The following is a 12,613-nucleotide window of genomic DNA, read 5'->3' on the forward strand; positions in this document are numbered from 1 at the left end:
TGCCGGTCGCGGAGCGTGGCCGTGCCCGACGCCGCCGGGCTTGAGGCGGCGCTCGCCGAACTCGACGGCGAGGTCTGCACGGAACTCTCCCTCGACCGTTGGGAAGAGGGCGGTGGCGCGCTGACGGTCAGCGGCGGGCCGGGCGTCTTCCTCGTCACCGGAGAGTGCGACGACGGCAGGCTGCTCCACCTGCGCCGGGCTCGCAACGGGGACACCGGCGGCCGGCCGGGCTACCGCGCGGGCCCGGGCGAGCGCGGCACCCGCTGCCTGGACGCCGACCCGCACCGCCCCGCCGAGGAAGCGATCTGGCTGATATGCGGGGGCCAGGGCGCCTACGTGCCCGCGGAGGAACTGGTCGACGCGGCTGCCGCGCGCTGGGCGCTCCGGCAGTTCGCCGCCGGCTTTCCCGACGGGCTCGGCCCGCCCTGGCGGGTGGAGTAGCCGCGGGGCCCTGGGTGCCGTGCGGCGTGGCGGCGACGTGCCCGCGTGCCGACCGCCCCGCGCCGCCCATCAGCGCCCCGCCCCCGCCACCAGCCGCCGCACGGCCGCGACGCGGTTGGTGGTCACCGCGTCGACGCCGGCGCGCATCAGGCGTCGCACGGCGCGCGGTGTGTCGACGGTCCAGGCGGCGCACGCGTACCCCTCGTCGTGGGCGCGCCGTACCAGCTCACCGGTCACCAGGCCGAAGTGGTAGTTGAGCCAGCGCGGGCGGATGCGGTCCAGCAGCGCGGCCCGGGGCGGCGCGGTGCGGGCCCAGGAGAAGGCGATCTCCGCTTCGGGGTCGGCCGCCCGGACGGCGAGCATGGCCGTCCCGCCGCCGCTGTAGTACGCGCGCCCGGCCGCGCCCGACGCGTGGACCTCCGCGACGGCGGCCGCCGCGGCCGACGGGTCGGGCAGGTCCACCAGGGTGCGGGCCGACGGATGGCGGGCGGTCAGCGCGAGCGCGTCGCGCAGGGTGGGCACGCCGCCCGCCGTGAGGTCGGTGAGTTCCGCGAACGTCAGGGCGGCCAGGGGCCGTTCGTGGCGCCACAGTCGTTCGAGGCCCACGTCGTGCAGCAGGACGGGGACGTCGTCCCGGGTCAGGCGGACGTCGATCTCTACGGCGTCCGCCCCGGCCTCCAGCGCGCCGCGCACGGAGGCGAGGGTGTTCTCGCGGTGGACGTAAGGGTCCCCGCGATGGCCGATGACCGCCGGCCGCCCGGCGCCGGCCGCCGAGGGCCCGCTTCCCGCCCCCGCCGCGGTGGTCACGCCGGCCAGGCCGACGCGTAGGCGTCGATCTCCGCGGCCAGCCGAGCCTTGGCCGGCGCGTCCATGAAGGAGGCCGTGACGGCGTTCTTCGCGAGCGCGGCCAGTCCGGTGGTGTCCAGGTCCAACAGGCGGGCGGCGACGCCGTATTCGGTGTTGAGGTCGGTGCCGAACATCGGCGGGTCGTCGCTGTTGATGGTGACCAGCACGCCCGCGTCGACCATCTCCTTGAGCGGGTGCTCTTCGAGCGTGCGCACGGCCCGCGTCGCGATGTTGGAGGTGGGACAGACCTCCAGGGGGATGCGGTGCTCGGCGAGGTGCGCCAGCAGCGCGGGATCCTGCGGAGCGCTGGTGCCGTGGCCGATGCGCTCGGCGCGCAGCGCGTTCAGGGCGTCCCAGATGGTGCCGGGGCCCGTCGTCTCGCCGGCGTGCGGCACGGACCGCAGGCCGACCGCGATCGCGCGGTCGAAGTACGGCTTGAACTGCGGGCGCGGCACGCCGATCTCCGGTCCGCCCAGCCCGAACGAGACCAGTCCCTCGGGCTGGAGGTCGCAGGCGATGCGGGCGGTCTCCTCGGCGGCTTCCAGCCCCGCCTCGCCGGGGATGTCGAAGCACCAGCGCAGGACGACGCCCAGCTCGGCCTCCGCCGACTTGCGCGCGTCCTCGATGGCTTCGACGAACGCGGCGTCGGGGATGCCGCGGCGGGTCGAGCTGAAGGGGGTGACGGTCAGCTCGGCGTAGCGGATGTTCTGCCGGGCCATGTCCCGGGCGATCTCGTACGTCAGGAGCCGCACGTCGGTGGCGTCGCGGATCAGGTCCACCACGGAGAGGTAGACCTCGACGAAGTGCGCGAAGTCGCGGAAGGTGAAGAAGTCGGCGAGCGCCTCGGGGTCGGTGGGCACGGCCGAGTCGGGGTGGCGGGCGGCCAGCGCGGAGACGATCCGCGGCGAGGCCGAACCGACGTGGTGGACGTGGAGTTCCGCCTTGGGCAGGCCCGCGATGAAGGCGTCGAGATCGGACAAGGGATCCTCCTGGTCACGGGGGTGCGGCGAGCGCGGAACGGTCCGGTCATCGTATGCGGGGGCGGGGCGCCGGCCGGGTGCCGGGCTTACCGGGCCGGGCAGCGGAGGGGTGCGAAGGAGGCCACCCTGCCCCGCCTGAACCCCGCGGTTCAGCGCCACCCGGCACCCGCGTGAACCACCCCGCGGATCGATACGCCTACGACGCCGCCGCCAGCCGCTCGCGGGCCTCCATCAGGGCGAAGCCCAGCAGATTGAGGCCCCGCCAGCGCGCCGGATCCCCGGCCCGCTCGTCGTCGGCGGCCAGGCCGATGCCCCAGACGCGGTCGAGCGGGCTGGCCTCGACCAGCACCCGCGAGCGCGTCCCGAGCAGGTAGTCCCGCAGGGCGGCGTCCTGACCGAACTTGTGCAGACTGCCCTCGACCACCAGGTCGAAGCGGTGCCGCCGCCAGACGGTGTCGTCGAAGCCGCGGACCGCGCGCCCGGCGTCCTTGGCCTGCTTGGGGTGGGTCGCGGCTATCGCGCGGCGCTCCGCCTCCGCGTCCCCGAAGAGCCGGGCCTTGCCGGCCATCATCCAGTGTTCGGCGGTGGCGTACTCCACGCCGTCGACGGTGAAGGGCGAGGGCCACCACTGGCTGAAGCAGCTCGCGCCGAGGCTGCCGTCCCGCCGCGGGGCATGGCCCCAGAAATGGACATATTTCACGCGCTCGCCCGCGGCGGCCGCCGCGAGCAGTTCCCCGACCGAACGCGGCCCGTCGGCTCCCCGCCGGGCGGTGTGGTCGGTGTCGGTCCCCCTGCTGTCGTGCATCATGCCGAGATTCTGTCAGCGGGCACCGACAACGTGTCGGGGCCCGCACCACGAAAATCGCAGAATCCGTCGCGTAACCAAAAGGCAACAACGGAATCACTTGTTGAGGCCCTACTCCTCTGTCAAGATCAGCCATCGATTCCGGAAATAGCTACGCCAGGCAGTGCCGCTGAGCGGCCCCGGGGCCCGGCGGAGGAGAGCACCATGGATCAGCGATTCGATGTCACAGAGCGATTCGCCGAGGGCGCGCAATTCATCGGGGGAAGCCTGTTCGGCGGCACGTCCGGCCGTCACCAGGCAGTCGTGGACCCGGCGACCGGCGAGCAGGTGTACTCCTACGAACTCGCCGCCCCGGCGGACGTGGACGAGGCCGTGCGGGCCGCCGGCCGGGCCTTCGGCGAATGGGGCGCGGCCACGCCCGGCGAGCGCTCCGACGCGCTGCACCGTTTCGCCGCGGCCCTCACCGAGGACGCCGCCGACCTGGCCTACGCCGAAACCCTGAACTGCGGAAAGCCGATCAAGCTCAGCAACGAGTTCGACGTGCCCGGTTCGATCGACAACGCCGCGTTCTTCGCGGGCGCCGCCCGCCACCTGGAGGGCAAGGCGTCCGCCGAATACAGCCCCGACCACACCTCCTCCATCCGCCGCGAACCGATCGGCGTCGTCGGCTCCATCGCGCCCTGGAACTATCCGCTCCAGATGGCCGCCTGGAAGATCCTCCCGGCCATCGCCGCGGGCAACACCATCGTCCTCAAGCCCGCCGAGATCACCCCGCTGACCTCGCTGCTCTTCGCCCAGGCCGCACAGCGCGCCGGACTCCCCGACGGTGTGATCAACATCGTCTCCGGCGCCGGCCGGGACGCCGGCGAACACCTCGTCGGGCACCCCGGCGTCGCCATGACGTCCTTCACCGGCTCCACCGGCGTCGGCAAGCGCGTCGCCGAGATCGCCACCGGCACCGTCAAACGGCTCCACCTCGAACTCGGCGGCAAGGCGCCCTTCGTCGTCTTCGACGACGCCGACCTCGAAGCGGCGGTCCACGGCGCGGTGGCCGGCTCCCTGATCAACACCGGCCAGGACTGCACGGCGGCCACCCGCGCCTACGTCCAGCGCCCCCTCTACGACGCGTTCGTCAGCGGCGTCGCGGACCTGATGGCGACCGTACGGCTCGGTGACCCCTTCGACCCCGCGACCGACCTCGGCCCCCTGATCTCGCACGCCCAGCGCGACCGCGTCGCCGGCTTCGTCGACCGGGCCCGGGCCTACGCCACCGTCGTCACCGGCGGCGAGGCACCCGCCGGCAAGGACGGCACGCTCGCCCGGGGCGCGTACTACCGCCCCACGCTCATCGCCGGCGCCCCGCAGGACAGCGAGATCGTCCAGTCCGAGATCTTCGGCCCGGTGCTGGTCGTGCTGCCCTTCGACACCGACGACGAGGGCATCGCGCTCGCCAACGACACCCCCTACGGGCTGGCCGCCTCCGCCTGGAGCCGGGACGTCTACCGCACCGGCCGCGCCACCCGCGAGATCAAGGCGGGCTGCGTCTGGGTCAACGACCACATCCCGATCATCAGCGAGATGCCGCACGGCGGGGCCAAGGCGTCCGGCTTCGGCAAGGACATGTCGGCCTACTCCTTCGAGGAGTACACGCAGGTCAAGCACGTCATGTACGACAACACCGCGCGTGCCAGGAAGGACTGGCACCGTACCGTCTTCGGGGACCGCGCCTGAGCCCCCGGCCGCCCCGGACCGGTCCGCCACCCGTACCCACTCGTCAGCCCGAACCCCCCACGCGGCACCCTCATCACCGGCCCAGCGCCGGGCTCCCCTCCTGAAAGGCACCGCGCATGGAGCACCACGAGCAGCCCGAACCCTTCTCCGCGGCCGAGCTTGCCGCCGTGCGCCGCAGTTGGACCGATGGCCGGCTCGCCATGTCCCGCCGTTCGCTGCTGCGGGCCGGCGGCGCCGTGGCGGCCGTGGCGGGCGGCATGGGCGCCCTGTCGGGCTGCGGCATCCCGCCCGCGGGCCGTACGGACGCGGGCTCGACCGAGGACCACTCGGCGAAGGAGAAGCGCGTCAACTTCTCCAACTGGACCGAGTACATCGACGTGACCGACGACGGCAAGCACCGCCCGACGCTGGAAGCCTTCACCAAGCGCACCGGCATATCCGTCAAGTACACCGAGGACATCAACGACAACGACGAGTTCTTCGGCAAGATCCAGGCGCAGCTCGCGGCCGGCCAGGACACCGGCCGCGATCTGATCGTGCTCACCGACTGGATGTGCGCGCGGATGATCTCCCTCGGCTGGATCGAGAAGCTGGACCAGGCCAACCTCCCGAACGCCTACGCCAATCTCTCGCCGCAGTTCCGCAGCCCCGCCTGGGACCCCGGCCGCGCCCACTCCTACTCCTGGCAGGGCATCCCGGCGATCATCGCGTACAACAAGAAGGCCACCGGCGGCCGCAAGGTCGACTCCATCAGCCAGCTCCTGGAGGACCCCAAGCTCAAGGGCCGGGTCGGCTTCCTCACCGAGATGCGCGACAGCGTCGGGCTGACCCTCCTGGACATGGGCAAGAAGCCCGAGAAGGTCACCGCGGACGACTTCGACGCGGCCATCGCCCGGCTCCAGAAGGGCGTCGACAACAAGCAGATCCGCCGCTTCACCGGCAACGACTACACCACCGACCTCGACAAGGGCGACCTCGCCGCCTGCGTGGCCTGGGCCGGCGACGTCGTCCAGCTCCAGAACGACAACCCGGACATCGAATTCGCCATCCCCAAGGCCGGCTGTATGACGTCCACGGACAATCTCATGATCCCGAACAAGGCACGTCACAAGCAGAATGCCGAACGGCTCATCGACTACTTCTACGAGCCGGCGGTGGCGGCGAAGATCGCGGCGTACATCAACTACGTCTGCCCCGTGGAGGGCGTGCGCGACGAACTCGCCAAGATCGACAAGGCGGCGTCCCGCAACCCGCTGATCATTCCGGACGAGGAGATGGCCGAGAAGTCCCACTCCTTCCGCGCCCTGAGCGCCAAGGAGAGCAAGCAGTTCGCGCAGAAGTTCTCCGACCTCACCGGCGCCTGAGCCACACCTCGCCTGGTCCCCCCCCGCCAGGCCCCGTCTGAGCTGTTTCGCCCTCCGACACACGGGACGACCCACATGACCCACACCGAGACCCCCCAAAGCAGCGGCGGCGACGTCCGCCTCAGCGGGATCAGCAAGATCTACGGCTCCTTCACCGCCGTCCACCCGCTCGACCTCACCGTCCCCGCCGGCTCCTTCTTCGCCCTCCTGGGCGCCTCGGGCTGCGGCAAGACCACCACCCTGCGGATGATCGCCGGGCTGGAGGACCCCACCACCGGGGCCGTGGAGCTCTCCGGCCAGGACGTCACCGCCCTGCCGCCCTACAAGCGCCAGGTCAACACCGTCTTCCAGAACTACGCGCTCTTCCCCCACCTCGACATCTTCGAGAACGTCGCCTTCGGGCTGCGCCGCCGCGGCGTGAAGTCCGTCAAGAAGCAGGTCGAGGAGATGCTCGACCTCGTCCAGCTCGGCCCGATGGCGCGCCGCAAACCGCAGCAGCTCTCCGGCGGCCAGCAGCAGCGCGTCGCCGTCGCCCGCGCCCTGATCAACCACCCCCAGGTCCTGCTGCTCGACGAACCGCTGGGCGCCCTCGACCTCAAGCTGCGCCGCCAGATGCAGCTCGAACTCAAGCGCATCCAGACCGAGGTCGGCATCACCTTCGTGCACGTCACCCACGACCAGGAGGAGGCCATGACGATGGCCGACACCGTGGCCGTGATGAACGGCGGCCGCGTCGAACAGCTCGGCGCCCCCGCCGACCTCTACGAGAACCCCGCCTCCACCTTCGTTGCCAACTTCCTGGGCACCTCCAACCTCATCGAGGCCGAGGTCGTCGAGGCGGGCGGCGAGCACCTGCTCCTCAAGGCCGGCGAGGCCACGCTGCGACTGCCCGCCGCCCGGTGCAGCGCCTCGGCCCGCACCGGCGAGAAGGTCCTGGCCGGCGTACGGCCCGAGAAGGTGGCCCTGGCGCACGCCGACGACGCCGCGACCCTCGCCGACGGCCGCAACCGCCTGCCCGCGCGCATCAAGGACGCCAGCTTCATCGGCGTCTCCACCCAGTACGTCGTCGACGCGCCCGGCCTGGGCGAACTCGCCGTCTACGAGCAGAACATCGAACGCGACGGCCGGCTCATACCCGGCGCCGACGTCGTCCTGCACTGGAGCCCGGCCCACACCTTCGGACTGGACGCCGCCCAGTCCCCGCTCGCCGGGACGACGGGCGTCGCCGGCGCGGACCTCGACGAGGAGGCCGCGTGAGCACCACCGAGGCGCCCGCGCCCGAAGCCGCCCCCGCCGCACCCCCCGCACCGCGCAAGACCCCCGCCCGCAAACGGCTCGTCCCCTACTGGCTGCTGCTGCCCGGCATCCTGTGGCTGGTCGTCTTCTTCGCCGCCCCGCTCGTCTACCAGGCGTCGACGTCCATCCAGACCGGCTCCCTCGAAGAGGGCTTCAAGGTCACCTGGCACTTCGCCACCTACTGGGACGCGCTCGGCGAATACTGGCCGCAGTTCGTGCGGTCCGTCCTCTACGCCGCCACCGCCACCGCGCTGTGCCTGCTCGCCGGCTACCCGCTCGCCTACCTCATCGCCTTCAAGGCGGGCCGCTGGCGCAACGTCGTGATGATCCTCGTCATCGCCCCGTTCTTCACCAGCTTCCTGATCCGCACCCTCGCCTGGAAGACGATCCTGGCCGACGGCGGACCGGTCGTCGGCCTCCTCAACTCCCTGCACGTCCTGGACGTCACGAGCTGGCTGGGCCTGACCGAAGGGCAGCGGGTGCTGGCCACCCCGCTCGCGGTCGTGTGCGGACTGACGTACAACTTCCTGCCGTTCATGGTCCTGCCGCTCTACAGCTCCCTGGAGCGCATCGACCCCCGCCTGCACGAAGCCGCCGGCGACCTCTACGCCCGCCCCGCCACCACCTTCCGCCGGGTGACCTTCCCGCTGTCCATGCCCGGCGTCGTCGCCGGCACCCTGCTCACCTTCATCCCCGCCGCCGGCGACTACATCAACGCCGAACTGCTGGGCTCCACCGACCAGAAGATGATCGGCAACGTCATCCAGTCGCAGTTCCTGCGCGTCCTGGACTACCCGACCGCGGCCGCCCTCTCCTTCATCCTCATGGCGGCCATCCTCGCCATGGTCACGCTCTACATCCGCAAGTCCGGGACGGAGGACCTGGTCTGATGGCCATCCGCGAAACCGGCGCACCCGCGGCGCCCCGCACCCCCAACAGGTGTCTGCGCTGGCTGCGCCGCCACATCATCACGATCGCCGGCCTGTGCACGCTGGCCTATCTCATCCTGCCCAACGCGGTCGTGATGCTCTTCTCCTTCAACAAGCCCAAAGGCCGCTTCAACTACCAGTGGCAGCACTTCTCCACCGACGCCTGGCGCGACCCGTGCGGCGTCGCCGACCTGTGCGGCTCGCTCGGTCTGAGCCTCCAGATCGCCCTGTGGGCCACCGTCGGCGCCACCGTCCTCGGCACGATGATCGCCTTCGCGCTGGCCCGCTACCGCTTCCGCGCCCGGTCCTCCGTCAACACCCTGATCTTCCTGCCGATGGCCATGCCCGAAGTCGTCATGGCCGCCTCACTGGCGACGCTCTTCCTCAACATGGGCATCCGGTTCGGCTTCTGGACGATCCTCATCGCGCACATCATGTTCTGCCTGAGCTTCGTCGTCACCGCCGTCAAAGCCCGCGTGATGAGCATGGACCCGCGCCTGGAACAGGCCGCCCAGGACCTCTACGCCTCACCGACGCAGACCTTCCTGCGCGTGACGCTGCCGATCGCCGCGCCGGGCATCGCCGCCGGTGCGCTGCTCTCCTTCGCGCTGTCCTTCGACGACTTCATCATCACCAACTTCAACGCCGGCTCCACCGTCACCTTCCCCATGTTCGTCTGGGGCTCGGCGCAGCGGGGCACACCTGTCCAGATCAATGTCATCGGCACCGCGATGTTCCTGGTCGCCGTGCTGTGCGTCGTCGTCGGCCAACTGGCCGGCACCCGCCGTAAGAGGAGTTAGAGGAGCTGAGAACCATGGCACGAGCTGCCATGACCCCCGTCCGCGCACTCGCGGACGCCACCCCCGCCCCCTTCTGGCTGGAGGACCCCGACCGGCCCGCCGCCCAGCCCGCCCTCGTCGGCGACGAGTCCTGCGACCTGCTCGTCGTCGGCGGCGGCTACTCCGGACTGTGGACCGCGCTGATCGCCAAGGAACGCGACCCGCAGCGCGACGTCGTCCTCATCGAGGGCGCCGAGATCGGCTGGGCCGCCTCCGGGCGCAACGGCGGCTTCTGCGCCGCCTCCCTCACCCACGGCCTGGGCAACGGACTGGCCCGCTGGCCCGGTGAAGTCGCCCGCCTCGAAGAGCTCGGCATCCGCAACCTCGACGCCATCGAGGACGCCGTCGCCCGCTACGGCATCGACTGCGCCTTCGAACGCACCGGCGAGATCGACATCGCCACCGAGCCCCACCAGGTCGCCGAACTCCAGGAAGCCGCCCGGGCCGCCACCGAGCTGGGCCTGGACCGCCACACCTTCCTCGACCAGGACGCCCTGCGCGCCGAGGTCGACTCGCCGACCTTCCGCGCCGGACTGTGGGACCGCGACGGCGTCGCCATGCTCAACCCGGCCCGCCTGGCCTGGGGCCTGAAGAGAGCCTGCCTCGACCTCGGCGTGCGCGTCTACGAGCGCACCCGCGCCACCTCCCTGGCCTCCGAGGGGGTGGGCATGGCCGTCCGCACCCCCTACGGACGCGTCTTCGCCCGCCACGTCGCACTCGGCACCAACGCGTTCCCCTCCCTGGTGCGCAGGGTCCGCCCGTACATCGTCCCGGTCTACGACCACGCCCTGATGACCGAGCCGCTCTCCGACGACCAGCTCGACGCCATCGGCTGGAAGAACCGCCAGGGCCTGGCCGACAGCAACAACCACTTCCACTACTTCCGCATCACCGCCGACAACCGCATCCTGTGGGGCGGCTACGACATCGTCTACCGCTACGGCGGCGGGGTGCGCGCCGAATACGACCAGCACCCGGCCACGTACGAGAAGCTCGCCCGGCACTTCTTCCGCTGCTTCCCGCAGTTGGAGGGCCTGCGCTTCAGCCACACCTGGGGCGGCGCCATCGACACCTGCGCCCGCTTCTCCGCCTTCTTCGGCACCGCGCACACCGGCCGGGTCGCCTACGCCGCCGGCTACACCGGCCTGGGCGTCGGCGCGACCCGCTTCGGCGCCGAGGTGATGCTCGACCTGCTCAGCGGCGAGCGCACCGAATGCACCGAGCTGGAGATGGTCCGCAGCAAGCCGCTGCCCTTCCCGCCGGAGCCGCTGCGCTGGGCCGGTATCGGCATCACGCAGTGGTCGATGACCCGCGCCGATACCCGCGGCGGGCGCCGCAACCTGTGGCTGAAGGCCATGGACAAGGTGGGCCTGGGCTTCGACAGCTAGCGCGGCGGGAGGGGCGGTCCGCGGGCCGCCGGAAAAGGCTCCCAACCCGTGTAAGGATGCCGCCCCCGCGCGCTCTCCCCCGAAGCGGCCCGACCGGGCCGGGAGAGCGAGGGAGCGACATGAGCGCCGCGGGGGCCAACAAGGCAGTGCAGTGGCTGGTTTCGGCGGCACCCGACCCCTGGGCCTGCCGGCGGGAATGGGAGCGCGACCCCCTCGGGGTCACGCTCCTGCCCGCCGGCGGCCTCTGGGACGTACTCATCCTCGACGGCACCCTCGGCTACCCGACCCTGGACGTGCTCACCCACGTCATCGACCGCCCCGGCCCCGTCCTGTCCGACTTCGGGGAATCCCGGGTGGGCTTCTTCGTCCCACCCGGCACGGCCACCCGCTGGCTGGGCACCGGCGTACGCGGCGCCGGGCGCGGCACCTGGATCGTCGTGCCCTACCCCGGCCGGGCCGCCGGCGGCGTCCGCTGGCTCATCCCACCCGACGGCAGCGGTACCCTCACCGATCCGCGCGTCCTGGAACTGGCGATGCACGAGGCGGCGGCCTCGCTGGCGGGGGAGTCGAGGGCGCGGTAGCGCGGGGGAGTAGGGGCGGCGCCCGGCGCCGCGTACCGAGGTAGTCCGCCTAGCCGCCGCCCGGATCCGGCGTACGCGACTCCTTGCCGCGGCCCGGCCCGCCGCTGCCCGCCGCCGCGCCCCACACCGACCCGCACACCGCGCCCCAGACCGCCAGCACCACCCCGGCCAGGCACCAACTGCCCAGCACGTCCAGCGGCCAGTGGTAACCCTGGCGCACCAGACCGGCTCCGACGCCGAGGTTGAGCAGGACGACACAGACCGTCAGGACGAGGCGCGCGCGGGCCGGACGGCCCGTCCGGCGCCGGGCCTGACGGTACGTCAGCAGCAGGAGCGCGGCCGCGCCGTACGCCACCGCGGCCGTCGCGCCGTGGCCCGACGGATAGAAGCCGTCGTGCCCGCCGCCCGCCATCCGGGGCGGTCCCGGCCGGGCGAGCCACAGCTTGAGCGGGACGACGAGCGCCGGCACCGCCGCCAGGGCGAGCAGTGCGGCGAGCGGTGGCAGCCACCCGCGCCCGTCCCGTCCACCGGTAGCGGCGCCGTCGCCGCGGCCTTCCCGGCTTCCAGGGTTTCCCCGACCGCATCGACTTCCGCGCCACGACGCCCACGCGGTGCCCACGGCGACGGCCAGCAGCACCGGCAGCGCCACGACCGTGTTGCCGAGGTCGGCGAGGAACTCGGCGAACCCCGAGGGCTGGGCCGGGTGCGCGGCGACGGCGCGGCCGAGCCGCTCGTCCAGGACACGCAGCGGGCCGCCGACCGCCACCTGCCAGGTGAGCACGGCGAACATCAGGGCGCTGAGCACGCCGACCCTGGCGCAGGAGACGCGCGGACGGCCGCCCCGGCCGGGAGAACCGGCGGGTCGCAGGAGCCCTGGGGGCCGTAGGAACCGTAAGAACGGTGGGAAGCGGCGGCGGCCGGAAAAGGGAGCCGGCCGCCTCGGAACAGGGGGGGTGGTTCCGAGGCGGCCGTGCTGACCGGTGTCCCGCGCGCCCCGGGGGGTGTGGGGCGGGCGGACATCCGATCGGTGAGGATTCCCGGAGACCCCCATTACAGGGGCTCCGGTGTCGTGCGCGAGGGCACGGCCTGGTCGAAGCCGGGGAAGCGCCGACCGGGCGTCGCCCGCAGTCCCCTGCGGGCGGGGTGTTTCTCTCATCTGCGAAAACCGTACGGCACCGCGAGCGCACCGGACAGCGGGATCACCCGGCCGCCATCGGCCCCCCACATCTTCTTCACCGGAAGTGACCAGCTACGCGCGTCCGCGTTCCTCCGGCCATGCCGGGAAAACGGGCGCGGGGGGGGGGGGGGGGGGGGGGGGGGGGGGGGGGGGGGGGGGGGGGGGGGGGGGGGGGGGGGGGGGGGGGGGGGGGGAGGGGGGGGGGAGGGGTAGAGAGAGGAGGTGAGGCAGGCGCC

General features: G+C 72.3%; 12 protein-coding genes. 8 read left to right on the forward strand and 4 right to left on the reverse strand.

Translation table 11 applies throughout. The annotated features are described in order from the left end of the window. The first annotated feature begins 21 nt into the window (after positions 1-21). Complete coding sequence (locus ACZ45Z_RS14575) at positions 22-441, forward strand: hypothetical protein (RefSeq protein ID WP_468361576.1); 420 nt, start codon at positions 22-24, stop codon at positions 439-441. A 69-nt stretch (positions 442-510) separates the two neighbouring features. Here ACZ45Z_RS14575 and ACZ45Z_RS14580 read toward each other — a convergent pair whose 3' ends face one another. The 3 genes from ACZ45Z_RS14580 to ACZ45Z_RS14590 form a co-directional block, all read right to left on the reverse strand. Then, entirely contained in the window at positions 511-1,185 is a 675-nt protein-coding gene (locus ACZ45Z_RS14580) for a glycerophosphodiester phosphodiesterase (protein WP_468361667.1), read from the reverse strand. A gap of 59 nt (positions 1,186-1,244) precedes the next feature. Further along, positions 1,245-2,267, reverse strand: a complete 1,023-nt coding sequence (locus tag ACZ45Z_RS14585; RefSeq protein ID WP_468361579.1) for an adenosine deaminase — start codon at positions 2,265-2,267, stop codon at positions 1,245-1,247. Positions 2,268-2,463: 196 nt separating this feature from the next. After that, on the reverse strand, positions 2,464-3,075 hold the full coding sequence (locus ACZ45Z_RS14590; RefSeq protein WP_468361581.1) for an NADAR family protein: 612 nt from the start codon (positions 3,073-3,075) through the stop codon (positions 2,464-2,466). A 201-nt stretch (positions 3,076-3,276) separates the two neighbouring features. Between ACZ45Z_RS14590 and ACZ45Z_RS14595 the strand changes: the two genes are divergently transcribed. The 7 genes from ACZ45Z_RS14595 to ACZ45Z_RS14625 all read left to right on the forward strand — a co-directional run bounded on the left by ACZ45Z_RS14595 (position 3,277) and on the right by ACZ45Z_RS14625 (position 11,200). Next, positions 3,277-4,803 (forward strand): gamma-aminobutyraldehyde dehydrogenase, encoded by a 1,527-nt coding sequence (locus ACZ45Z_RS14595; protein WP_468361583.1) that lies wholly within the window; start codon positions 3,277-3,279, stop codon positions 4,801-4,803. Positions 4,804-4,919: 116 nt separating this feature from the next. Continuing rightward, positions 4,920-6,167, forward strand: coding sequence for a polyamine ABC transporter substrate-binding protein (locus tag ACZ45Z_RS14600; protein ID WP_468361586.1), 1,248 nt, complete (start codon positions 4,920-4,922; stop codon positions 6,165-6,167). A 75-nt stretch (positions 6,168-6,242) separates the two neighbouring features. Next, a complete protein-coding gene (locus ACZ45Z_RS14605) occupies positions 6,243-7,424 on the forward strand; it encodes an ABC transporter ATP-binding protein (protein WP_468361589.1) in 1,182 nt (393 codons plus the stop codon). Further along, a complete protein-coding gene (locus ACZ45Z_RS14610; protein WP_468361592.1) occupies positions 7,421-8,353 on the forward strand; it encodes an ABC transporter permease in 933 nt (310 codons plus the stop codon). The genes ACZ45Z_RS14605 and ACZ45Z_RS14610 overlap by 4 nt, the downstream gene beginning before the upstream one ends. Next, the gene (locus ACZ45Z_RS14615) at positions 8,353-9,192 is read left to right on the forward strand and encodes an ABC transporter permease (protein WP_468361595.1); all 840 of its coding nucleotides are present in this window, start codon (positions 8,353-8,355) and stop codon (positions 9,190-9,192) included. The genes ACZ45Z_RS14610 and ACZ45Z_RS14615 overlap by 1 nt, the downstream gene beginning before the upstream one ends. A 14-nt stretch (positions 9,193-9,206) precedes the next feature. Continuing rightward, the gene (locus ACZ45Z_RS14620) at positions 9,207-10,619 is read left to right on the forward strand and encodes an NAD(P)/FAD-dependent oxidoreductase (protein ID WP_468361598.1); all 1,413 of its coding nucleotides are present in this window, start codon (positions 9,207-9,209) and stop codon (positions 10,617-10,619) included. A gap of 119 nt (positions 10,620-10,738) precedes the next feature. Then, on the forward strand, positions 10,739-11,200 hold the full coding sequence (locus ACZ45Z_RS14625; protein ID WP_468361601.1) for a hypothetical protein: 462 nt from the start codon (positions 10,739-10,741) through the stop codon (positions 11,198-11,200). A gap of 49 nt (positions 11,201-11,249) precedes the next feature. Here the strand turns inward: ACZ45Z_RS14625 and ACZ45Z_RS14630 are convergent, their stop codons facing one another. Continuing rightward, complete coding sequence (locus tag ACZ45Z_RS14630) at positions 11,250-12,005, reverse strand: phosphatase PAP2 family protein (protein ID WP_468361604.1); 756 nt, start codon at positions 12,003-12,005, stop codon at positions 11,250-11,252. Positions 12,006-12,613 lie beyond the last annotated feature (608 nt).

Source organism: Streptomyces sp. NPDC031210, from assembly GCF_055570395.1.

What these genes read in the sequence shown, in the direction of transcription:
- ACZ45Z_RS14590 (WP_468361581.1), bottom strand. Translation starts at nt 3,075, where the DNA reads ATGATGCACGACAGCAGGGGGACCGACACCGACCACACCGCCCGGCGG.
- ACZ45Z_RS14595 (WP_468361583.1), top strand. Translation starts at nt 3,277, where the DNA reads ATGGATCAGCGATTCGATGTCACAGAGCGATTCGCCGAGGGCGCGCAA.
- ACZ45Z_RS14600 (WP_468361586.1), top strand. Translation starts at nt 4,920, where the DNA reads ATGGAGCACCACGAGCAGCCCGAACCCTTCTCCGCGGCCGAGCTTGCC.
- ACZ45Z_RS14605 (WP_468361589.1), top strand. Translation starts at nt 6,243, where the DNA reads ATGACCCACACCGAGACCCCCCAAAGCAGCGGCGGCGACGTCCGCCTC.
- ACZ45Z_RS14615 (WP_468361595.1), top strand. Translation starts at nt 8,353, where the DNA reads ATGGCCATCCGCGAAACCGGCGCACCCGCGGCGCCCCGCACCCCCAAC.
- ACZ45Z_RS14620 (WP_468361598.1), top strand. Translation starts at nt 9,207, where the DNA reads ATGGCACGAGCTGCCATGACCCCCGTCCGCGCACTCGCGGACGCCACC.
- ACZ45Z_RS14625 (WP_468361601.1), top strand. Translation starts at nt 10,739, where the DNA reads ATGAGCGCCGCGGGGGCCAACAAGGCAGTGCAGTGGCTGGTTTCGGCG.